This window comes from Psychrobacter sp. TB20-MNA-CIBAN-0197, assembly GCF_040309765.1.
GTDB classification, from domain to species: domain Bacteria; phylum Pseudomonadota; class Gammaproteobacteria; order Pseudomonadales; family Moraxellaceae; genus Psychrobacter; species Psychrobacter submarinus.
The window spans coordinates 1-21,761 of sequence record NZ_JBEOPC010000019.1 but is presented as its reverse complement, the minus strand read 5'-3'; the positions used below and the strand labels follow the sequence as shown (position 1 = coordinate 21,761).

General features: G+C 47.2%; 16 protein-coding genes and 2 tRNA genes. 7 read left to right on the top strand and 11 right to left on the bottom strand.

Going from position 1 to position 21,761, the window contains the following annotated elements; all coding sequences use genetic code 11:
• Positions 1–2: 2 nt before the first annotated feature.
• From AAEY83_RS07645 to rsmH, 5 genes are all read right to left on the bottom strand, one after another.
• Positions 3–1,442, bottom strand: a complete 1,440-nt coding sequence (locus AAEY83_RS07645) for a UDP-N-acetylmuramoyl-tripeptide--D-alanyl-D-alanine ligase (RefSeq protein ID WP_025646769.1) — start codon at positions 1,440–1,442, stop codon at positions 3–5.
• A gap of 117 nt (positions 1,443–1,559) precedes the next feature.
• A complete protein-coding gene (locus tag AAEY83_RS07640; RefSeq protein ID WP_025646770.1) occupies positions 1,560–3,272 on the bottom strand; it encodes a UDP-N-acetylmuramoyl-L-alanyl-D-glutamate--2,6-diaminopimelate ligase in 1,713 nt (570 codons plus the stop codon).
• Positions 3,273–3,326: 54 nt separating this feature from the next.
• Positions 3,327–5,393 carry a peptidoglycan D,D-transpeptidase FtsI family protein gene (locus tag AAEY83_RS07635; RefSeq protein ID WP_025646771.1) on the bottom strand — a complete coding sequence of 689 codons (2,067 nt, stop codon included), beginning with the start codon at positions 5,391–5,393 and terminating at the stop codon, positions 3,327–3,329.
• Positions 5,390–5,875 carry a cell division protein FtsL gene (gene ftsL, locus AAEY83_RS07630; RefSeq protein WP_025646772.1) on the bottom strand — a complete coding sequence of 162 codons (486 nt, stop codon included), beginning with the start codon at positions 5,873–5,875 and terminating at the stop codon, positions 5,390–5,392. The genes AAEY83_RS07635 and ftsL overlap by 4 nt, the downstream gene beginning before the upstream one ends.
• A 256-nt stretch (positions 5,876–6,131) precedes the next feature.
• Positions 6,132–7,184: a 16S rRNA (cytosine(1402)-N(4))-methyltransferase RsmH gene (gene rsmH, locus AAEY83_RS07625; RefSeq protein ID WP_025646773.1), complete on the bottom strand. Its 1,053-nt coding sequence runs from the start codon at positions 7,182–7,184 to the stop codon at positions 6,132–6,134.
• 270 nt (positions 7,185–7,454) lie between these two features.
• Here rsmH and gltX point away from each other — a divergent pair, with 270 nt between their 5' ends.
• The 3 genes from gltX (at position 7,455) to AAEY83_RS07610 (ending at position 9,464) form a co-directional block, all read left to right on the top strand.
• Positions 7,455–9,011 carry a glutamate--tRNA ligase gene (gene gltX / locus AAEY83_RS07620; protein ID WP_051397496.1) on the top strand — a complete coding sequence of 519 codons (1,557 nt, stop codon included), beginning with the start codon at positions 7,455–7,457 and terminating at the stop codon, positions 9,009–9,011.
• A gap of 135 nt (positions 9,012–9,146) precedes the next feature.
• Positions 9,147–9,222, top strand: a tRNA-Ala gene (locus AAEY83_RS07615).
• Positions 9,223–9,388: 166 nt separating this feature from the next.
• Positions 9,389–9,464, top strand: a tRNA-Glu gene (locus AAEY83_RS07610).
• Between the two features lie 587 nt (positions 9,465–10,051).
• Here the strand turns inward: AAEY83_RS07610 and AAEY83_RS07605 are convergent.
• Positions 10,052–10,972 (bottom strand): DMT family transporter, encoded by a 921-nt coding sequence (locus AAEY83_RS07605; RefSeq protein WP_025646776.1) that lies wholly within the window; start codon positions 10,970–10,972, stop codon positions 10,052–10,054.
• A gap of 236 nt (positions 10,973–11,208) precedes the next feature.
• Between AAEY83_RS07605 and AAEY83_RS07600 the strand changes: the two genes are divergently transcribed.
• On the top strand, positions 11,209–11,862 hold the full coding sequence (locus AAEY83_RS07600) for a LysE family translocator (RefSeq protein ID WP_025646777.1): 654 nt from the start codon (positions 11,209–11,211) through the stop codon (positions 11,860–11,862).
• A gap of 454 nt (positions 11,863–12,316) precedes the next feature.
• On the opposite strand, the gene acnA is transcribed toward AAEY83_RS07600, so the two are convergent.
• On the bottom strand, positions 12,317–15,124 hold the full coding sequence (gene acnA / locus AAEY83_RS07595) for an aconitate hydratase AcnA (protein ID WP_025646778.1): 2,808 nt from the start codon (positions 15,122–15,124) through the stop codon (positions 12,317–12,319).
• 335 nt (positions 15,125–15,459) lie between these two features.
• Entirely contained in the window at positions 15,460–16,536 is a 1,077-nt protein-coding gene (locus AAEY83_RS07590) for a DUF3025 domain-containing protein (protein ID WP_227501954.1), read from the bottom strand.
• Positions 16,537–16,679: 143 nt separating this feature from the next.
• Between AAEY83_RS07590 and AAEY83_RS07585 the strand changes: the two genes are divergently transcribed.
• Positions 16,680–17,396, top strand: a complete 717-nt coding sequence (locus AAEY83_RS07585; protein ID WP_025646780.1) for a metal-dependent hydrolase — start codon at positions 16,680–16,682, stop codon at positions 17,394–17,396.
• Between the two features lie 36 nt (positions 17,397–17,432).
• Positions 17,433–17,945, top strand: coding sequence for a YchJ family protein (locus AAEY83_RS07580; protein ID WP_025646781.1), 513 nt, complete (start codon positions 17,433–17,435; stop codon positions 17,943–17,945).
• A gap of 4 nt (positions 17,946–17,949) precedes the next feature.
• Here AAEY83_RS07580 and AAEY83_RS07575 read toward each other — a convergent pair whose 3' ends face one another.
• The 3 genes from AAEY83_RS07575 to AAEY83_RS07565 all read right to left on the bottom strand — a co-directional run bounded on the left by AAEY83_RS07575 (position 17,950) and on the right by AAEY83_RS07565 (position 20,619).
• Positions 17,950–18,846: a class II glutamine amidotransferase gene (locus AAEY83_RS07575; RefSeq protein ID WP_025646782.1), complete on the bottom strand. Its 897-nt coding sequence runs from the start codon at positions 18,844–18,846 to the stop codon at positions 17,950–17,952.
• Complete coding sequence (locus AAEY83_RS07570; protein WP_025646783.1) at positions 18,847–19,167, bottom strand: hypothetical protein; 321 nt, start codon at positions 19,165–19,167, stop codon at positions 18,847–18,849. It lies immediately after the preceding gene.
• 204 nt (positions 19,168–19,371) lie between these two features.
• Positions 19,372–20,619 (bottom strand): homoserine kinase, encoded by a 1,248-nt coding sequence (locus AAEY83_RS07565; protein WP_025646784.1) that lies wholly within the window; start codon positions 20,617–20,619, stop codon positions 19,372–19,374.
• Between the two features lie 189 nt (positions 20,620–20,808).
• Here AAEY83_RS07565 and hisF point away from each other — a divergent pair, with 189 nt between their 5' ends.
• Entirely contained in the window at positions 20,809–21,591 is a 783-nt protein-coding gene (gene hisF / locus AAEY83_RS07560) for an imidazole glycerol phosphate synthase subunit HisF (protein ID WP_025646785.1), read from the top strand.
• Positions 21,592–21,761 lie beyond the last annotated feature (170 nt).

Here is a 21,761-nt window from a genome sequence, read left to right as displayed (position 1 = left end):
GCTTACTCCTTGATTAGCGCATTGATGAGGGTTTCCATTTCCATAAAACGAGACCCTTTGAATAACACAGTGCAAGGATGTGCTTGCTGCGCTTGTAGATACTGCTGGAGATACTGTAATAATCTGTCTTTATCCTCAAAATCATGCGCGGTAATACCGCCGATCTCTTCGGCTCCGGCCACCGTATACCGAGCGTACTCCCCAACGCAAAGCAGTACATTAATGCCGATAGCAGCAATAGTACGGCCTAAGCTTTGATGCTCGCTAACTGCAGCGTCGCCTAGCTCACCGATATCGCCAAGTACCATAACTTGCGTACCGGTTTGCGCCGCTAAGACTTTGGCAGCGGCGCGTACAGCGTGCGGATTGGCATTATAAGTATCATCAATCAAGCGATGATTGCCTAGTATTTGACTGTTGAGACGGCCTTTGGCTGGACGGGCGTTTTCTAAACCGATGACAATATCTTCAACATCGATCGCTAACGCATAAGCGCAAGCCGCTGCCGCTAGCGCGTTATTGACATTATGCTCACCGGCGAGCGGCAGACAGATATCTTTTACCTGCGTGCCGATATGTAATTTAAACTCGCTGCGCTCAGGCTCAACGTCTAAGTGGCTCGCACTGACGTCGGTATTGCCAAAACCGATTACTTTTGCGGTGTTTTTTTCAGCAGTACGGCGCAGCTGATTGGTGAAGTCATCTTTGTCCGGCACAATCGCAAACTGGTTATCTGTCAAGGTGTGGTAAATCTCAGATTTGGTTTGGCAGATACCTTCACGGCTACCAAACTCGCCTAAATGCGCCGTACCGATATTGAGAATACAGGCCACATCAGGACGGACAATCTCAGTGGTATAAGCGATCTCGCCGATATGATTGGCGCCCAATTCTAATACGGCGTAACGATGATGATCAGACAGCTCAAGCAGCATCATGGGTACGCCTAAATCATTATTGAGATTACCACGGGTGATCAATGTGGGCGCTAGGCGACCAAAGATACTACCGAGCATCTCTTTACAGGTCGTCTTACCACTGGAGCCGGTAATGGCAATAACGGTTAGATTGGGATGCTGCTGACGACGATACGCAGCGAGCTGACCCAAAGCCAGACGGGTGTCATCAACGACTAACTGCGCAATGCTTGTTGAGATAGGACGCGAGACGATAGCAGCGATAGCGCCTTTAGAGGCCGCAACGTTAATATAATCATGTCCATCAAAATTATCACCACTCAAAGCTAAGAATATATCCCCTGCTTGGATGGTACGCGTATCTGTAGTGATACGATTGCTCGTCACCTCCAGCTCGGTACTGTCTTGGCTCTCCTGCGCTGGTTGCCAATGTCCACTAAGCGCTGCTGTCGCTGCCAGCAAGTTATCTGCTTGCCAGACATACAGTCCTTGCGACTGAATAGTATTATGGTGGTCAGCTGTCATAGTGAATACCTTGTATATTAATAATTAACGACTACTTTTATAGATGTTTGACTGAGACTTAGTAGCTCATAGTCTGTGTTTATGTTTCAAGAAAGCTTGTGCTCTAGATGATTTAGACTAGGCAAGCTTTGCTTGTTTGAGTGCTTGCTGCAAGATAACACTGTCATCGAAGTCATAACGCACGCCTTTGATTTCCTGATAAGTCTCATGGCCTTTGCCGGCGATCACGACGATATCATTGGCCGCTGCATTTTTGACGGCGTGCTCTATCGCCTTTTGCCGCGCAGGCTCGATATAAATGCGCTCATATTGCTCGTCCGTCATGCCGGCTTGCATATCTTGTAAGATGATATTGGGGTCTTCGCTACGCGGATTATCGGCGGTCAATATGACCCGATCAGCGCCAGCTAGCCCCGCTTGCGCCATAATAGGGCGCTTGCCAGCATCACGATCGCCGCCGCAGCCAAACACTGCCCAAAGCTGACCTTCACAGTGCGCTTTAAGGCTTGTCAATACTTGACTGAGCGCGTCCGGCGTATGTGCATAATCGACGATAAAGCAGCCATTATTTGAAGCCACGCGCTGCATGCGTCCGACAGCGCCGTGCAGCTTAGGCACCAAGTCGCTGATGCGCTCAATATCTACCCCGAGCGCCACCGCCGCTGCAATAGCCGCCAATAGATTGGCAACATTGAAGCGCCCTAATAGTGGACTGACCATCTCAATATTACCAAATTCGCTCTGCATAGCTATCGTCACGCCTTGCAAGCTTGGCTCAATACTAGCGGCGCTAAAGGTGGCATTCATAGATGGGTCTAGACTATAAGTCCAAACTTTAAGCCCACTCGCTTGCGCGGTATCGAGCATAGTTTGCGTATGCTCATCATCGATATTGATAATGGCATGAGTCAGACTAGGGAAATGCTGTTTATCAAGAAGCTTCGCTTTGGCCGCCACATACTCATCCATATCGGCATGATAATCTAAATGATCACGCGACAGATTGGTATAAATAGCAACTTTAATCGGCACGCCTTGCAGACGCTGCTGGTCAAGACCGTGCGAGCTGGCCTCTAGCGCTAAGCGCTCGACTTGCTGCGCGCCCATATGCTGCAAAAACTGCTGCACCGCTAGCGCATCGCCAGTGGTATGGCTGGCTTGTACCAACGCCTCTAATTTACCATTACCTGCTGTGCCCATCACCGCGCTACTCATGCCCGCTAACTGCGTAAGCTGGGCGACCAGTTGGCTGATCGTGGTCTTGCCATTGGTACCAGTGACCGCAGCGACTGTTGGCAAGACTACCGGCTGCGCATATTGCAGCCGCAGCTGCACTAAGTCACCAAGAAAATCGCGGATATTAGGTACATAAACTACAGGACAAGGCAGATTCGTTAGTGGCTGCTCAGCCGCTAATTTATTATCATTCAGCTGAATATTAGCATCGGCTGGCGCGTTAGCTTCGCTAAGCAGGGCTTCGGGATCTAGCTCAGATAAGATAAAAGCCGCGCTCTTTGCTGCTTGTTGCAAATAACGACGGCTCTGCTGACAGTTTGGTGTTTGGCTCTTTAAAAGGATAAAAGCATCGTTTTCGCTCACTTGCCGACTATCTAAACGCAATTGCGCAAAAGCAATATCCAGCACAGCATTCAAATCGGTAATGGCCGCTAATTGTTGTGCTAGACGCTCACGTGCCAAAGTACTGCTGACGTCTCTGTTTTCTAGTAGCTGCTGCAAGGTCACGGTACTGCTTTGGTCATTATTGCTTTGGTCATTATTGCTTTGGTCAGTACTGCTTTGATCACTGTTAACTTGATAAGCGTCGGTCATGAAAAATCCTAGAGCTTTAAAATAAAATAAAGTGAATGCTTAGCCTCAAGCTTGCTACTGCTCTTGCGTTTGTAGTGGCTTATCAAGTGGCACATTATACAGGCGTAGCGCCTCTTTCATTACGTTATGAAAGACGGGAGCGGCAGTTAGTCCAGCATAATGCAGCCCGCGCGGATCTTCTAATAAGATAACGCCGACTAGCCTTGGGTTGGACGCAGGCGCCATACCGGCGAAGATATTACGATACTGATCGGTATAGTAGCCGCCATCTGGGTTGATACGGCGCGAGGTACCGGTCTTGCCAGCGACGCGGTAGCCATCGATGTTCGCCGCTTTTGCGGTACCACCGGGCAGCGTTACTGACTCAAGCATCTCGACGATGGCCATCGCCTGATCATGCTCCATGATGCGCTTACTAGGCAGCGGTTTGTTGGTCTTAGTCAAGGTTAAAGGATGCATGACCCCGCCTGCCGCTAATGCCGCATAAGCTTGCGCGACTTGCGCAAGTGTCGCTTCCATACCATAGCCATAACTGACCGTAGCACGGCGCGCGGTTTCTTTTTCTTTAGGTGTAGTGACATTACCACTACCCTCGCCTGGGAACTGTAGCGGGGTCTTAGCGCCAAAACCAAATTTCTTTTGCATACTAGTGATACCATCAGGCGGCAGTGCTAAGGCGATTTTCGTTGACGCAACGTTACTTGATTTTTGTAATAAAGTGGCAAGGTTAATCACCCCCAAATTGTTATGATCACGAATCGTATAGCCGCGAACGCGTATTGAGCCTGGGTTGGTATCAATCATTGAGTTGGCGGTGTATTTTTTTGAATCAAGCGCCGCTGCCACTGTGAAAGGTTTCATCACTGAGCCTGGCTCAAAGGTATCTAGTAGCGCCCGATTGCGCTGGTTTTCACCGGTCATCTCATTGAGATTATTGGAGTTAAAAGAAGGCCAAGTCGACAAGGCTAATACCTCACCGTTTTGCACGTCTACTATCATACCCGTCGACCAACGCGCCTGCTGCAAACGTCCAGCTTTCTCTAATTCTTTATAAAGCAGGTACTGCAAGCGCGAATCAATAGTCAAAGCCACATCTTTGCCTGCGACTTCTGGCTTTAATTGCTTAATCTCTTTGAGACTATTTTGCTTGGCATCTTTTAGCACTAAGACCTTACCGTCCTCTCCTGCTAGCGCTTGCTCGTATTGACGCTCGATACCCGCGCGGCCCTCATAGCCGCCGTCAGGATCATTGGCGTTTTGACCCATAAAGCCAAGTAGCTGCGCGTTGGGCTGCGGCTGAGGATAATAGCGCTGAAAGAAGTTTTTCTCATAGACGCCTGGGAAGTCAAGCGAGCTGACGCTTTGAGCGATCTCTGGAGTGACTTTATTGAGTAATGGCAGGTAGTGTGAACCTGGGCCTGAAGGCAGAGCCGCTTTAACCGCCTCATCATCGGTGACATCGACGCTCTTATCGATAGCGGCGGCCTTTTCAAGCTCAGCTACCGGAATATTAGCCGCGGCTGCCAATACCGTCAGATCCATATTATCCAAGCGCTTTTGCATCCGCGCTCGTAGTACTGGTTGACTGGGGTTTTCAATGATGACTCGGTTGAGCTCATAGTACTCGCGCGCATAGTCGTGCGGACTAAAGGAGACAGTCGCGAGTGGTGCACTGACCGCTAAAGGTAAATTATTGCGGTCGGTAATCATGCCGCGATAGGATTTTTGTGTGCGCTCGCTGGTGATTAGCTCATTACCTTTATCTTGATAAAACTGGGCGTTGGCAACTTGAATATAATAGGCACGGCCTATCAATAGCACCAACACCGTTAGGGCGATGGCCCATACCATCCGAAAGCGGTTTTTGTCATATTCAAAGCCGCCGCGCGAAGACGCACCTGAGGCCTTACTCATAATGGTGCGTTTCGATTTACGGTTCTTTACGCTAGTGTAAGCGCCTTGCGCGTCGCTCTTTTTCTTACGGGAGAATATTTTTTTACCCGCACTAGGAGCGTTACCTTTAGCTTTTTGCTGCGCTTTTGCTTTATTGGCCGGGCGCAGTGGTTTTATTACTTTACCGCTAGCTGATTTTTTATCGGTTGATGACTTTTTGCTACTCATTGTCCATCCCCTCTAGAGTCTGCAGCGGACGGGCTTTCTGGGCTAAGATCAGTATTGGCAACATCAGTACTACTATTATCAGTATCAGCGCGAGCAAAAGAGTCGCCTGCTATCACCGGAGCGCCCGGCTGAATAATGAGCTTGTCTTTTAGCGTCGGCGAGTACATGCCTAGTTCTGCAACTGCGCGGCTAGCAATCTGCGGTGTGGCACTAAAGGTTTGCTGCTCAATGAGCAAGCGTTGATGCTCTACTTGCAATTTGCGCTGTTGTTTTTTCATATCTTGCAAAGTTTTATAGTCCTGATGGTATTGTTGCACTGCCTCAGCTGTTTTGATACCACTCCAGACAATACCCGCCGCAAGCAGTAATAGCACCATTACATAGATATTTATTACACTAAAACGCTGTGCAAACATTTCGCCCACATCGCTATGAGTTGGGCTTGCTACGCGGCCAGATTTAGGTTTGCCAGATATTGCCATGACGATCTCAAAAAGGTGGACTTAAAGATAAATAAAAACGAACAGCTATTTTTTAGTACAACTCAATAGTAACTAGCAGGTTAGTTTAACTGCCATTACTTACGGCTTTTTAACGGTTACGTATCCGTTGCCACATTATACTAAGCAACGATGGCTGAAAACCTTATGTTTTTGCAATTTTGTATTTTTACTATAAAGAGATTTTCAGTTTTAACTAACTATTTGATCACCGTAAAACCTTATAGTGATTCAACGCTCAATCAAATTGGTGCTCATAAGCGATATCAGTACGAGTCGCCGCACGTAGCCAAGCACTACGCGAGCGCGGGTTTTGAGCGATCTCAGATTTGCTTGGGCCGATACGCTTAGGTTTATTAAAGTAACGCGGACGCTTAGGCGGCATCGGCAGGTTTTCGTCCTCAGGATACTGCCCCTTACTATGGCGCTGCAAAAACTGCTTAATGCGGCGATCCTCTAATGAGTGAAAGCTGATCACCGACAGCTGACCACCCGTCTTTAATACCCTAAGGCTCTGCGTCAAAAAGCTATCAACATCGCCAAGCTCATTATTGATAAAGATGCGCATCGCCTGAAAGCTCTGCGTCGCCGGATGTTTACCGCGTTGCCAGTTCGGATGCGCCTCTTTGATGACCTCCGCCAGCGCAAGCGTCGACTCATAGCTGTCCATCTGCTTGATTGCACGCGCAATACGGCGGCTGTGGCGCTCCTCACCAAACTCGTATAACACGTTGGCCAAAGTCTCATCATCGACTTGCGCAAGCCAATCAGCAACCGGCTGACCACGGCTGGTATCCATACGCATATCGACAGCGCCATCACGCATAAAACTAAAGCCGCGGCTACCATCATCTATCTGCGGCGAGGAGATACCTAGATCTGCCATGAGCCCATCAACTTGACTAATACCAAGCGCAGCTAAGCTATCTGTCAAAGTGGCAAAGCTATCATGCACAACGGTTACGCGGTTATCTGTAGCTGCCAATTCATTAGCCACAGCAATCGCTGTCGGATCTTTATCGAAGACAATGAGCTTGGCATCGTCAGCCAATTGCGAGAGTAGCAGGCGGCTATGACCACCGCGCCCAAAAGTCGCATCGACATAGATGCCGCGCGCTTGTAGACTGTTGTCGCTACTGGCTTTCGGCAGTGATTTGACACCAAGTACCGCCGCGACCGCTTCTTCTAGCAGCACCGCTTGATGACTAAACTCTGATTCATTAGCAGTAGCAGACTGCGTTGCTGCTTGGGCAGCTAATTTTGGACTGGGCTTTGGCTTCGATAATGACACAAATAACTCAATAGATGACGACCCTATGGGCCAATAATGTTGTAAAAAAACAGGATAAAAATAAACAAGTTATGCCTCGCTAGCGTTATTATCGCAAGGATACACAGCGAGTCAAGCACCAACTGGGCTTTTCGCCAAAAATATCTTGGCTGTCTGTTATAATAGCGCTCTATTTTACGCTATTTTTTGCGGTTAGTTATAACCGTCTTCACTCCATTTCTAAAGCAATAAGCAATTTTTTTAACTGATCATTCTATGTAAGGCGACCTGATGCAAACCACTTCACATACTTCACACACTTTACACCATCTAGCCCCTGCCACTCGTCCTGTGCGTACTCGTATTGCGCCCTCCCCTACTGGCTTTCCGCACGTCGGCACCGCTTATATTGCGCTGTTTAATTTAGCCTTTGCCAAGGCGCATGGCGGCGAGTTTATCCTGCGTATCGAAGATACCGATCAGGCGCGCTCCACTGAGGCCTCCGAGCAGATGATCTTGGATGCGCTACGTTGGGTGGGACTGGACTGGGCGGAAGGTCCTGATGTCGGCGGACCCCATGCGCCTTATCGTCAAAGCGAGCGCGCGGATATTTATAAAGAACACGCGCAAAAGCTGCTCGATAATGATCACGCGTTTCGCTGCTTTTGTACGCCTGAGGAGCTAGATGCGATGCGAGCTGAGCAAATGGCGCGCGGTGAGACGCCGCGCTATGACGGTCGTTATGCTGACCTGCCGCGCGCAGAGTCGGACAAGCTTGCCGAATCGGGTAAGCCGTTTGTGATCCGTATGCGTGTGCCTACCGAAGGCGTTTGTCGGGTCGAAGACATGCTACGCGGTACCGTTGAGATTCCGTGGGAGCAAGTCGATATGCAAGTGCTGCTCAAGACCGATGGCCTGCCGACGTATCATTTAGCCAACGTCGTCGATGACCACTTGATGCAGATCAGTCATGTCATGCGTGGCGAGGAATGGCTGAACTCTGCGCCTAAGCATCAACTGCTCTATGACTATTTTGGTTGGGAGATGCCAGTACTGTGTCACATGCCGCTGCTACGTAACCCGGACAAATCCAAGCTGTCTAAGCGCAAGAACCCAACCTCTATTACTTATTATCGTGATGCTGGCGTGCTGCCAGAGGCGCTGCTCAACTACTTAGGCCGTATGGGCTACTCGATGCCGAATGATGAAGAGAAGTTCACGCTTGATGAGATGATAGCCAGCTTCGATATCCAGCGCGTCTCTTTGGGCGGCCCTATCTTCGATATCGAAAAGCTCAATTGGCTGAACAGCGAATGGCTACGCGAGCTCACGCCTGAAGAACTAAAAACCAAAATCCTCGATTGGGCGAATAACAGCGATAAGCTTACGGCAATGGCAGCCGCCATTCAGCCGCGTATCGAGCTGCTCTCTGACGCGGTCAATTGGGGTGGTTTTTATTTCCAAAACCTACCTGAGATTACCAGCGACGACTTTGAGCACAAAAATCTCACGCCTGAGCAAATCATGGAGATTCTCCAATTAACACTATGGCAGCTTGAGTCATTACCTGAATGGTCAGAAGATAGTATTTATGCCACTATCAAAGGCTTATCTGCTGCGCTCGATATTAAGATGCGCGACTTTATTGCGCCTTTCTTTATCGCTATCGCTGGTAGCTCCTCCTCCACACCAGTGATGAACTCGATGTGGATCATCGGCGCGGATATGACCTTAAACCGCTTGCGCCACGCGGTTGAGGTGCTTGGCGGATTAGGTAAAAAGAAACTCAAAAAGCTTGAGAAAAAAGCGGCGGATCTACCGGACTTTTTGGCTGCTGATAGCGAGTAGTTTATTTAAGTATTATTTTTTTGGTAGGGTGCGCCTCGCGCACCTGTCAGCTATTTTTTAGTATATTTGCTATTTTTCAAAAATAGTTATTGACAGCACGACATAACTTACCTAAAATACGCTCACTCTTAACGAGGGGCTATAGCTCAGTTGGTAGAGCACTTGCATGGCATGCAAGGGGTCAACGGTTCGACTCCGTTTAGCTCCACCATACTTTTATCGTCAAAAGCTATTTTTAGATAAAACAGCTTTTAGATAACACAGTTAAGAAGCAGTATCAGCACCTAGGCAAGGCTTGTTTCTATAAAATAAGCGCTCTGATATTGTGCAGTACCGTTGTAGCCCTATTGAAAGATAGCCGCTGTGACACTCTATGCGTCCCCATCGTCTAGAGGCCTAGGACACCGCCCTTTCACGGCGGTAACGGGGGTTCGAATCCCCCTGGGGACGCCACTATTTGGCGTCATTTATTAGCGCTTTTGCTGTATAGCATCTGATAAGACTAATAGATACACTACGAAAAGCTCAGTCATCTTTGATGACTGAGCTTTTTTTATGTCTTCATTTTATATAGTTTGATGTATCTCTTAACTGATCCAAAAGCGGTTCATTCGCTATAACTAATCTATATATCTATATATATCAATAATCTACCATAGGAAATTGAGTATAAAACTCACGCAGTATCAACACAACTTTACACTTGCTCGATTCTTTCACATTGCTTAACACTCCTATACACGATGGCTTTGTTTTTATACTTAACTGTATTATTAATGCTGAAGAAGTTGCTCGTAAAGCGGCTCTATACAGTGGTCTATTTTGGTTAATCAGTGCGATCTTAACTTTCGTAGCTGCTATAGCAGGTGCAAAAAGCGCGGCTACTAGCCATCGCTTAGATCGTCCTATCGTCACTTATGGTGATAATGTACGATAAACTAGACTTATCATAAATTTGATTGGTTAAAACAAAGAAAAGCTCAATCCTTAATTTATTAGGATTGAGCTTTTTTGTGCGTCAAGCTTTTTGTATAGCGCTATCAATGCTCTACATCTAATGACGGCGAGGACTTCGTAAAGCTGGCCAAAGATAAGTTCAGTGATAAATAAGTGCCGATAAGTATCACCGCTGACCCTATAATGGCAGCCGTATCCAAAGCTTCACCTAGTAAGATATAACCAAAGATAATGGCAAATATCGGAATCACGAGCGTAATACTGGTCGCCCGCATCGGTCCGATACTCTTGATTAGCTCATTGATAAAGATAAAAGCGATAGCTGTTGAGAATACACCGATACACACCACTGATACCCAAGCCTTAACGCTGATAGTCTGACCATACGGGAACTCATAAATCGCCACCGGCAGCATTACCACACTAGCAATCAGCATCGCGCCAATAGTGATAGCAACAGGCGAGGTGTCTTGCAAATAATTTTTGGTGACGTTTGCCCCTACTGCATAACCGACACAGCCGAGTAATGCATAGCCCATTGGCAATAGCCCTGAGCTTAAGTCCGTAACCGCGCCGCCAAATAAGCTCTCGCTCATCAGGATAATCACCCCAGCTATACCGATAAATAAGCCAAGCGTTTGCTTTTTTGACAGCTTATCATTGAAAAAGGTGCTAGCGATAAAGCCGCTCATCATCGGTACCGCAGCATTGAGCACCGCGAGCACTCCAGCATTCACGGCTTGAGCGGCATAAGAGAATAAAACAAACGGTATCGCTGTAGAGACTAGTCCCACTACCGTCAGTAGTTTCCAGTGCTGCCGAACCGCAGCTAAATGAGAAGGATTGAACATCACAAAAGCCAGCATCGTGATACCGGCAAATATGACGCGCAAGCTAGCAAACGACATTGAGCCAAACTCAGGCACGCCGACTCTATAAAATATAAAGGATAGCGACCACATAAAGGATAAGCTAATAAAAATAATAAGATCGCGTCTACTCATGAGGTACTCAGCTTAGCGGTTGTCTGATAGGATAGGTTGAAAATACTGTTAAAGAAAAGTTAAAGCAATAAAAAGTGTTGATGATAACTTTTTAGACGTATAAAAGGGGGTTTATCTGTGGGTTTAGCGTCAGTATTTGCTATTGTTCTGGTGCAGATGCCACTGTCTTTGCTGTTAATAGCTGACCTCATCAAAAAAATAATAAGCTCAAATAATAAAATAAAAGGCGTATCGCTATGTTTGGTATCGAGAACTATCTAGGTTTTGTCATGGCAGCGATTTTATTAAACCTTACCCCAGGCACTGATACCATGTATATCATCACACGCAGTGTCTCACAAGGGAACAAAGCGGGTTTATACTCAGTGTTAGGTATTGTCACCGGAATACTAGTACACACCGTATTAGCAGCGCTAGGGTTGTCGATTATCTTAGCCAACTCGCCATTAGCCTTTACCCTTGTTAAATATATTGGGGCCATCTACTTATGCTACTTAGGGGTCAAGATGCTCACGCAAAAATCAGACTCTGTCATAGCAAAAGGCTTACCTACTAATGATAAGGCCGCGTCAGCAAAGCGACTTAATTACGGCAAAATATATAAGCAAGGCGTCTTAACCAATACCTTTAACCCAAAAGTCGCGCTATTCTTCCTTGCCTTTTTTCCGCAGTTTATCGATTCAAGCTACGCGCATAGCACGCTATCATTCTTGGTATTAGGTCTTACCTTTGCCGTAACCGGCTTAGTGTGGTGCTTATGCTTGGCACTACTGGCGTCAAGATTTAGTAAAAAGCTACGCGAAAACCCAGCGATTGAGACTATCCTGAATAAGATCAGCGGTGCGGTGTTTATTGGGCTGGGGATTAAGTTGCTTACTGAGAAGGGCTAAGGGTGCTTAGCATGTGAGTTGGGCTTTTTGAGTTCTCGTAGAGAATGATGTAAAGGCGTTTTATCCCAGTTAATAGTTATTAATTAGGCGGGTTACGCTTGGACTAACCTACCCCTACAAATCCCTCTTCATATCGAAAATCATCTCGAAGAAATAAGTCTGGTGTAGGGTGCGCCATGCGCACCATGATATATAGACCTACTTAAACCACGATAAATCTCAGCAAGAACACGATATCACCGCTAGCCCTGAGCGAGGAAATAACAAAGCACTGCTTTGTCCGAGTGCAAGAGAATTTGCATTCTTGCAAATTCTAGCAGCGGATAGTAGCGAAAAGCAGGATCAGCACCCCAACCACAAAACGACTGATCATACCGTAATTAAAAAGCAAGCAGACACAAAAAAGCCCACTCATTGCGAATGGGCTTTGTATTATATAAACTCTAATCAACCATTACGCAGCGTTTTTACTGTCACTTGCGAGCTGACGCAATACATAGTGCAGTACGCCGCCATGACGCACATATTCGCGCTCTTTTGGTGTCTGCAGGCCGACATTGACCTCAAAGGTTTCAGTCGAGCCATCGGCACGGGTGGCAGTGACTTGAGCGGTTTTGCTCTCGCCATTGTTTAGGCCAGTGATGCTGAGCACTTCAGAGCCATCGAGCTTGTAGGTTTGAGCGTCTTCGCCATCTTTGAAAGTCAATGGCAGCACACCCATACCAACTAGGTTTGAACGGTGAATACGCTCAAATGAAGTGGTGAGTACCGCTTTTACGCCAAGCAGAATGGTACCCTTCGCTGCCCAGTCACGGCTAGAGCCTGAGCCATACTCCGCCCCGCCGAGGACGACGAGTGGACGTTTATCTTCTTTATACTTCATCGCTGCATCATAGATGGCCATTTCTTCGCCATCTTGTAGCGTCGACTTGTCATCTTTGAAGTAATAGGTATAACCGCCTTCTTTGCCGCACATCATTTGGTTTTTGATACGGATATTGGCAAAGGTACCACGAGTCATGACTGCATCATTACCACGGCGTGAGCCATAACTGTTGAAGTCCGCTTCCATGACGCCGCGCTCTTGCAGGTACTTACCTGCTGGTGAATTTGGATCAATATTGCCCGCAGGTGAGATATGGTCGGTGGTGATTGAGTCACCAAACAGACCTAAGATACGCGCACCTTCGATATCAGGGATACCCTCTGGCTCCATGGTCATACCATCGAAGAACGGTGGATTTTTGATGTACGTTGAGCCTTCATCCCATGGATATAGCTGACTATCGGCTGAGCTAATCGCGTTCCATTCTTTACTACCATCGAACACTTCACCATAGTTTTTACGGAACATATCAGCATCGATATTATTGGCAATCAGCTCGTTGATTTCATCTGACGTTGGCCAAATGTCTTTTAGATAGACATCATTGCCGTCTTGATCTTGACCGAGCGGATGGGTGGTTAAATCAATATCGACTGTACCTGCTAAGGCATAAGCGACAACCAATGGCGGCGATGCTAGGTAGCTGGCCTTGACGTGTGAGTGAATACGACCTTCAAAGTTACGGTTACCAGAGAGCACCGCTGAGGCGACTAAGTCGTTTTCTTCGATACCTTGTTCGATACTTTCAAGCAATGGTCCTGAGTTACCGATACAAGTGGTACAACCATAACCGACCAAATAAAAGCCTGTTTTTTCTAGCTCATCCATCAGTTTGGTTTTTTCTAAATAATCCGTCACCACTTTTGAGCCAGGTGCCAATGAGGTTTTGACCCAAGGTTTGGCTTTAAGGCCTTTTGCCGCCGCTTTTTTGGCGACCAGTCCAGCACCGAGCATGACCGCTGGGTTTGAGGTGTTGGTACAAGAGGTAATCGCAGCAATCACCACCGCGCCGTCACGTAACTTATACTTCTCATCGTTAATGTCAACGATACTACAAAAGTTACCATCCTCATCGCAGTTTTTCGGCTTAGCTGCTAGATTTTTGGCTTGCTCTTGCTCACCGCCTTCTTGATCAAAGCGTACCTTGCCTTCAACTTCTGCCTTGCGGTCTTTGGTCATCTTCTCAAGCGTTTCGCCGAATTTTTCGTGCATATCAGACAGGTTGATACGCTGCTGTGGCAAGTTCGGCCCTGCCAGTGCTGGCTGGACAGAGGACAGATCAAGCTCTAGCTTACTTGAGTAGGTCGCCGCTGGCGTATCGGCATCATGCCATAAGCCTTGCGCCTTGGCATATTTTTCGACCAACTCAATTTGCGCTTCGTCACGGCCTGATAGACGCAGATAGTCAATCGCCATTTGGTCAATCGGGAAGATACCACAAGTCGCGCCATATTCTGGCGACATATTAGCAATCGTCGCCCGATCCGCTAATGGCATTTGATGCAAGCCTTCACCGTAGAATTCGACAAACTTACCGACCACGCCATGCGCCCGTAGCATCTCGACCACACGCAATACCAAATCCGTCGCGGTGACGCCTTCACTGAGTTTGCCTGTCAGCTCAAAACCAACCACTTGCGGGATGAGCATCGAAGACGGCTGACCAAGCATCGCCGCTTCAGCTTCGATACCGCCAACGCCCCAACCAAGCACACCGATACCATTAATCATCGTCGTGTGACTGTCGGTACCAAATACCGTGTCAGGATAGGCCGTCAGCTCGCCATCGACCTCTGCTGCCATGACCACGCGCGCAAGATACTCAAGGTTGACTTGGTGCACGATACCCGTCGCTGGCGGGACAACGACAAAGTTCTCAAAGGCATTTCGGCCCCAATGGAGAAACTCATAACGCTCATTGTTGCGCTTAAACTCAATCTTCTCATTTAGGTCCAGCGCATCCTCACGGCCATAAGCATCCACTTGTACCGAGTGGTCAACGACCAGCTCACTAGGGATAAATGGGTTAATCTGCTCAGCCTTCCCGCCAAGCTCAACCACTGCATCGCGCATCGCTGCTAAATCGACGACTGATGGCACGCCGGTGAAATCTTGCAGCACCACGCGTGCTGGCATAAAGGCAATCTCTTTGGACGCCTCAGCGCCAGCGTCCCAGTTGGCCACTGCTTCGATATGGTTTTTGCCGACAGACTGACCATCATCTTCGTTACGCAGTAGATTCTCTAACACGACTTTCATACAGTATGGTAGCGTATTGATATTGTCATAAGTCTCGGCAAGTTTGGGCAAGCTATAATAGGCATGCTCCTTGCCATCGACCGAAATGGTGTCTTTTACATTAAAAATATCACTCATGGTAGCTTCCTTATCTACAGGGTAGAAATTATTGTTATAACGGTGGCTAATGGATCTGTCTGAGCTATCTTTTTCATACATGACAACATTTGTAGTTGGCAAGTAGAAAAATAGATCTGCAGGATTTACTTAAATAATAACATCAGTTTAATTGAGTTTAATAAGGCGCTTGCTCAACAAAATAGGTGTGCGTTCCTTTTGCTGTTAGCAGCAGCGTTCTTTTACCATAACAAATAAGTAGGCGTTTGTTAACGTCTAGGCGTAGGCATATGGTGGCAGAATCGTAACCGAAATAAGCCTTAAGAAAAGGCAGCTGAAAGGTCTATGAGTCACTGCTAACGTCCTTTGGGCCGATGGCGACCGCTACGAAAGACAAAAGTGTCCTCATAAAAGCTGACCTCGCTATTGTCGGACCAAAAATGCGGCACACCTAAAATGGGCAATGGCGATAAATGACGCGGTGTGACTGCGTCCTTTGATAATAATTCATTCATATAATCAGCCAATTTATCATCCAAAAAGGCGATGCGCTGCTTCGTTGACAAAGCAAAGAAATCTTGGCTAACGTGAATGACCACACTATGCGCGCACAACGGCTTACGCGGCGCTATCAATTGCTCAAGGAGGGCATGACCAAAAATATAAACCGCAGCTTTAGCGTCTTTGCTAGGGCTATCCATTTTATCCCAATACTTTCTTGGTTTGACTAGACTGTTTTGCCAATCAAAGTCGATCAAAGCCTCACCAATGCTAGTATCAGAGGTCACTAAAATTGCACCGTTCTCATCAAACACGGTGATGGTATCGCGCACGCGGCCACGGTTGCGCAAGTTAAAAGTGGTGTACGTCATACCATTGATGGTATCGCGCACGCGGCCACGGTTTTTACTACCAGTTGGCTCTTCACTACATTTGGCAATCTCAAGCATGTGATGATAATTGAGCATGGCCTTGGTCTTGGGAAAGGTGAGCCAAATACTGCCGTTAAATAAATCATGTAGGTTATCGCGCGTCGGAATCTTGCCAGTGGTGCCAATGAACTGCTCGTAAGCTTCGCCATCGGGCAATGCGTTTTGAGAGACAAACTGAAGAGTATGAGGGTGATTATCAGCGCTAGGTTTAGTCCTAGGTAGCGACTGTTTATCCGCCGCGCCTTGCTGCGTTAGCGCTTGGTTTAATACTTTAGCGATACGAGCTGTTTGCTGATTATCGTTAATATACCTATCCGAATTCACTTGATTGTCAGACGAGCGGCTTAAACTGCTTATCGTTTTACTAAGATAATCAAGCTGACTTAAATGATATAGCCAAGGCGCGTGCCAATCGATATTGGCAAAGCTGGCCTCTAATCGCCGCTCAGTAAGAGCGCTAGCAAAATTGTGATTTGTCGAAGTAGAAGTAGAAGTAGTCATAGTAAGCATCGTCGCAGTAATTATCTTAGAGCCTATAGCAAAGTGGCCTATGCTATCATAGAGCGCTTTTTTGGCGCTAGGCAAACAGGCTGTACGTCTTATCAAGAGATGATGAATAACGAGATAACGGATAAAAAAGAAACATGGCAAATTTTAATACCCACTTAAACGTCGCATTTATGGCAAGTGGGGTAGCAAGCTTAACTGTGTATAAAGCGGGACTGATCGATGATTCTGGATTTTTGATGTGCGTAATGCTAGGCACAGTCGGCGGTCTGCTACCTGATCTGGACTCGGACAACTCGACGCCGATTAAGCTTGGGTTTAATCTGATCTCGTTCGTCTTTGCCTTTGCTCTGGTTATGCATTGGCGCAGTGAGCTAAGCTTATTATCACTGATGGTTTTGTGGCTGGCAGGCTACGCGTTCATGCGTTATGTGGTGTTCTATATCTTTACCAACTTAACTGTGCATCGCGGCGTCATCCACTCCGTACCCTATATGATGATACTAGGCTTAGGGTTGACATGTTTGAGCTATTACGTGCTACAAGCTTCCTTGAGCGCCAGCTGGTTTTACGGCCTGTTTTTGTTCACTGGGGCGATGGTGCATTTGCTGCTCGATGAGCTGTATAGCGTTAACTTATCAAATATGAAAATGAAGCGCTCATCAGGCACAGCGATGAAGTTTTATCAGCATAAGGATAAATGGTGGTATCTATTATTGTATGTACTTATTGCGCTACTTATCTATTTTGCGCCGCCTGTAACTGAGTTTTGGCAGCAGTTACGTAATCCTGAGCCTTGGGCCCAATTAAGAGTAGGCATATTGCCTGCAATATTAGAAGATTATTTGCGTTAAACTGAATAAGTAAACGAAACAATAGTAGAGTAAATTATGACCCTATGTCCTTGCCAAGTCTCGCCCACCCCAAACTCTTTGAGTCAACCTATCGCTTATAGCGACTGCTGTCAGCCGTATCATAAAGGGCTAAAAAAAGCGGAAACTGCAGAGCGGCTGATGCGCACTCGCTATAGCGCCTTTGTCAAAGTTTTACCCGAGTATATCGTTACCACTACCTTGCCTGCCCAGCAGAGTTTACTTGATGTTGCAGCGATTGAGGACTGGGCGAAACAGACGCCTTGGGCAGGATTAGAGATTATTCAACACACGCCAAAGCTTGGTAAGCGTCACGCGCAAGTTGAGTTTAAGGCGTTTTACACGACAGCGGATGCTCAGCAAGCGGCGCATCATGAGCGCTCTACTTTTGTAAAAGTAAAAGATGAGGCTGTTAATGAGACTTGGTTCTTTTTAGATCCAACGGTCGCGATGAGCGTGACACAAAAGCAGCCGTGTATCTGCGGGTCTGGTGAGAAGTTTAAGCGGTGTTGTGGGGTTTATTTAGCATAATCACCTAAACACTCGCCCCGACTGACCGCGCAATCGCAATCCCTTCCTCAATCGTCAAGAACTTACGCTGACTTGGACTGTCTTTAAATAGTATCTCGCCATCTTGAAAGATTAGGCACTCATTAACCGCAATTTGTTGCCATTTTTCATTTTCGGTCAAAGGTACGGTGACTAATATTGTCACTTTATCGGTATCGGTGGTGACATCGCCAAAGTTAATGGCCAAGTCATCATCCGCTAGTTTAGCCTCACCAAATGGTGCTTGACGGGTGAGATAAAACAGTAAGCTGCCGGCATAAGCCAATTGCCAACGCCCATTGGATATCAGGCAGTTAAATAGCCCATTAGCGGACAGATAACGGCATTGGGTCGTCAAAAAGTTAAACAGCGTCTTATCATCGGGACGCGATTTAAATGTACTTTTAAGACGGTTAATCAAATAACAAAACGCCATTTCAGAATCGGTCGAGCCGACAGGCTGACAATGCCCGGCGTTACCATTGTCTTGTAGCCGCTGACAGCGCTCGATAAAGGCTTTATTCATCTGACCATTATGCGCAAATACCCACTGCTCGCCCCAGACCTCACGCACGAAGGGATGCGCATTGGCAAGGCAGTTCTGTCCTTGGGTGGCTTTACGAATATGCGCAATGACATTCATGGCCTTGATCGGATAGTTATTGACCAAATCGGCCACTGGCGACAAGTGACTCGGACGGTTGTCATGAAATAGGCGCAAACCGGTTGAGTCGTTTTGCACCGCGCATTCACTACGCTCAAAAAAAGCAATGCCAAAGCCATCTTCATGACTGTCCGTCATCCCGCCGCGCTTGCGAAATCCTGCAAAGCTAAAGCCAATATCTGTTGGGGTGTTACAGTTCATTCCTAAAAGCTGACACATTTATCGATTACCGCCCTGATTATCTGAATTTGTACTATTTATCGCCGTATCGGTCACTATTCCTAATTCTGCATCGCTCATAGTATTAAGTAACGCCTCGCCGTCGCTATCGTCCTCAACACTGCTTAAGATACGCTGAGCCTGCGCCAAATCGCTTACCTCCACCCAGAGCACTACGCCAGAATTCATCCCGGGAATAGCGCTGAGCGGCTGTAAAGACACGGTGATGCCGTTGTTACGGAGCAAGTTGGCGTGCAGCTCGCCTTGCATATTGGTATCGTAGCGCGCCAGCTTATGCCAGTTGTCGACTTGATCGCTCATAGAGTTATCCTTAGAAGGTACTGCGTGAAGGGGTGAAATATTTGGCAACGTAGAGCTTGCAGCCACGCGTTTATTGATTGCGCGCGTAGGCTTAGCCTTACCTCGCTTGTTTGCGATCAACATTTTTATCACCAGTAATGTCACAATAGCGCTGCCTTTACCATAAAGATATTTTTATTAGCTGATAAAAAGGTACAAACCAACTTAGTAAACCACAAACCCTGATGACCAGTTGATTTGATCCAGCGGATATTCATCGATATGAAAGCCGTTAGGATAGTCTTTAAAGCCTGGCTGCGTGGTTAATTGTGCGATCGCGGCTTTTGCTTGCTCTAAGCTTGTAAACACGCCAATGAGTTTAAAATCTTCGATGTCATTATCGCTATTATCATCCTCATAGCGGGTATGCTCTAGCACAAACACCGAATCTTGCGCTTTTTCGACCTGCGCCCAATGATAAGCGGCAAGGCGCTTCATCAGGTCAGGGTTTTTGACCATGATGTTGTCGCCGGTACGCCCCTCAGAACGATTGTAGTAGATGACGTTAAGGCGCAGTAGCCAGAAAATCACTGCCGCTTTGGCAAGCATCACTGGCATGGCCTGCTTTTCATCATCAGTCAGCGCGCGTTTGGACTCGTAGCCTTGCAAAAAAGCGCTCATTTTTTGGCGATCAAAATTTACCGTTTCGCCTTGCTCAGCGTCGCCCCACGTAGTACAAAAGTCATTAATCGTAATGGCGATATCCATCACATAATGCTCGACGCTGACCTCAGTAAAATCAAGCAGCCCCGTTAATGTCTCATTGTCTCTTGCTAAGTTCCATAGCGTATTATCCGCAAACATATCAAGATGGCATAGACCTTGCGGCAGCTCAGCTAAAGGCAAATCCGCGTATGCCTGCCAGATATCACGCATCAGCTTGGCTTCATCGCCAGGCATAAACTGCATTTCACGGTCGCGCACCTCGCTCCACGGATAGAGGGGCACGCCGTAGTCTTGTGCCGGTTGTAGCGCTTGCAGGGTTTCATGCAGCATCGCTAACGCCGCGCCGATCTCATGACACATCGCCGGCGTGGTCTCTTGCGGATGCGCGCCTGCCAGGCACGGCACGATAGTGATGGCCTTATCTTCATAACGAATGACATAGCGTTTATCTTCACTATTTTCATTATTACCCATACTGTCTTCAATCAAAGCTAAAGGGGCAGCAACGGGTAGCTCACCGTCTAACTGATTAAGAATGACCGCCATTTTTTCGATATCTTCTGGCGGGCGCTCTTCAAACAAGGTGAAGACGTAAGAGTAATCGCCCTCAGCATCATCGGTAGTCTGAATAAACCAGTTCGAGTTTTTGATGCCTTGGGTAATAGGAATAGCGCGGACAAAGGACACGCCAAAGCTTGCGCAAAAGGCAGCAAATTGATCATCGGTTAACTGGGTATAGACGGACATGATATCTCACTTGTGGCAATAGAATAAAATAAAGAAATAAGGCGAATTTGGCAGGTAATGCCGGTAATTATACGCGGTCTGAGTAAACAGTCACTAAAAGCAGATAAATTTAGCGAAAACCTGCCTGATATGGCAATGATTTTGGTAGACTAGCGCCTTGAATGCATTGATTATAAGGTGAAAGGCCCTATGTTAGCAAAGCGTATCATTCCTTGTTTGGACGTTGATAATGGCCGGGTGGTCAAAGGCGTACAATTCATCGATATTATCGATGCTGGCGACCCTGTCGAAGTCGCCCGCCGCTATAATGAGCAAGGCGCAGATGAGATTACCTTTTTAGATATTACCGCCACCAGCGATGCGCGTGATACCACTTACCATACGGTTGAGCGCATGGCGGAGAGCGTCTTTGTGCCACTCACCGTAGGCGGCGGCGTACGTAAAATTAGCGATATTCGCAATCTGCTCAATGCTGGCGCTGATAAGGTGGCGATTAATTCAGCCGCGGTTTTTACACCTGAATTCGTCGGTGAAGCTGCGCAGAAATTTGGTAATCAATGTATTGTCGTCGCCATCGATGCCAAGCGCGTTGCCGATATCGACATCAATGGCATAAAAGTGCCACGCTGGGAGATTTTCACTCATGGTGGCCGCAAGCCTACCGGGATCGATGCCGTCGCTTGGGCACGTAAAATGGCAGAGCTTGGCGCAGGCGAGCTATTGGTCACCTCGATGGATGGTGATGGTACCAAAAAAGGCTATGACTTAGCGCTAATGAAGCATATTACCGATCAGGTCAACATTCCGGTTATCGCTTCAGGCGGTGTCGGTAATCTACAGCACTTAGTCGATGGCGTACTTGAAGGCGGCGTCGATGCGGTACTCGCCGCCAGCATCTTTCACTTCGGTGAGTATAGCGTACAAGAGGCCAAGCAATACATGGCAGCGCGCGGGATTGAAATGCGTTTATAATAAGCGCTTAAGTCAACCATGAGCGCAAAAAAATGCTATCATAGTCAACAACTTATTTTAGCCTTTTTCATTATTCAATTATTATTTAACAATTAGGGCGTGTTGAACATTCGCAAATAGGCACTGCTGATCGCTAAAATTGTTCCAGACAAGGCACAAAGCGACGATAA

Excerpts from the sequence above, each read along its gene's own strand:
- AAEY83_RS07645 (WP_025646769.1), bottom strand. The coding sequence starts at position 1,442 with ATGACAGCTGACCACCATAATACTATTCAGTCGCAAGGACTGTATGTC.
- AAEY83_RS07640 (WP_025646770.1), bottom strand. The coding sequence starts at position 3,272 with ATGACCGACGCTTATCAAGTTAACAGTGATCAAAGCAGTACTGACCAA.
- AAEY83_RS07635 (WP_025646771.1), bottom strand. The coding sequence starts at position 5,393 with ATGAGTAGCAAAAAGTCATCAACCGATAAAAAATCAGCTAGCGGTAAA.
- ftsL (WP_025646772.1), bottom strand. The coding sequence starts at position 5,875 with ATGGCAATATCTGGCAAACCTAAATCTGGCCGCGTAGCAAGCCCAACT.
- gltX (WP_051397496.1), top strand. The coding sequence starts at position 7,455 with ATGCAAACCACTTCACATACTTCACACACTTTACACCATCTAGCCCCT.
- AAEY83_RS07605 (WP_025646776.1), bottom strand. The coding sequence starts at position 10,972 with ATGAGTAGACGCGATCTTATTATTTTTATTAGCTTATCCTTTATGTGG.
- AAEY83_RS07600 (WP_025646777.1), top strand. The coding sequence starts at position 11,209 with ATGTTTGGTATCGAGAACTATCTAGGTTTTGTCATGGCAGCGATTTTA.
- acnA (WP_025646778.1), bottom strand. The coding sequence starts at position 15,124 with ATGAGTGATATTTTTAATGTAAAAGACACCATTTCGGTCGATGGCAAG.
- AAEY83_RS07590 (WP_227501954.1), bottom strand. The coding sequence starts at position 16,536 with ATGACTACTTCTACTTCTACTTCGACAAATCACAATTTTGCTAGCGCT.
- AAEY83_RS07585 (WP_025646780.1), top strand. The coding sequence starts at position 16,680 with ATGGCAAATTTTAATACCCACTTAAACGTCGCATTTATGGCAAGTGGG.
- AAEY83_RS07580 (WP_025646781.1), top strand. The coding sequence starts at position 17,433 with ATGACCCTATGTCCTTGCCAAGTCTCGCCCACCCCAAACTCTTTGAGT.
- AAEY83_RS07575 (WP_025646782.1), bottom strand. The coding sequence starts at position 18,846 with ATGTGTCAGCTTTTAGGAATGAACTGTAACACCCCAACAGATATTGGC.
- AAEY83_RS07570 (WP_025646783.1), bottom strand. The coding sequence starts at position 19,167 with ATGAGCGATCAAGTCGACAACTGGCATAAGCTGGCGCGCTACGATACC.
- AAEY83_RS07565 (WP_025646784.1), bottom strand. The coding sequence starts at position 20,619 with ATGTCCGTCTATACCCAGTTAACCGATGATCAATTTGCTGCCTTTTGC.
- hisF (WP_025646785.1), top strand. The coding sequence starts at position 20,809 with ATGTTAGCAAAGCGTATCATTCCTTGTTTGGACGTTGATAATGGCCGG.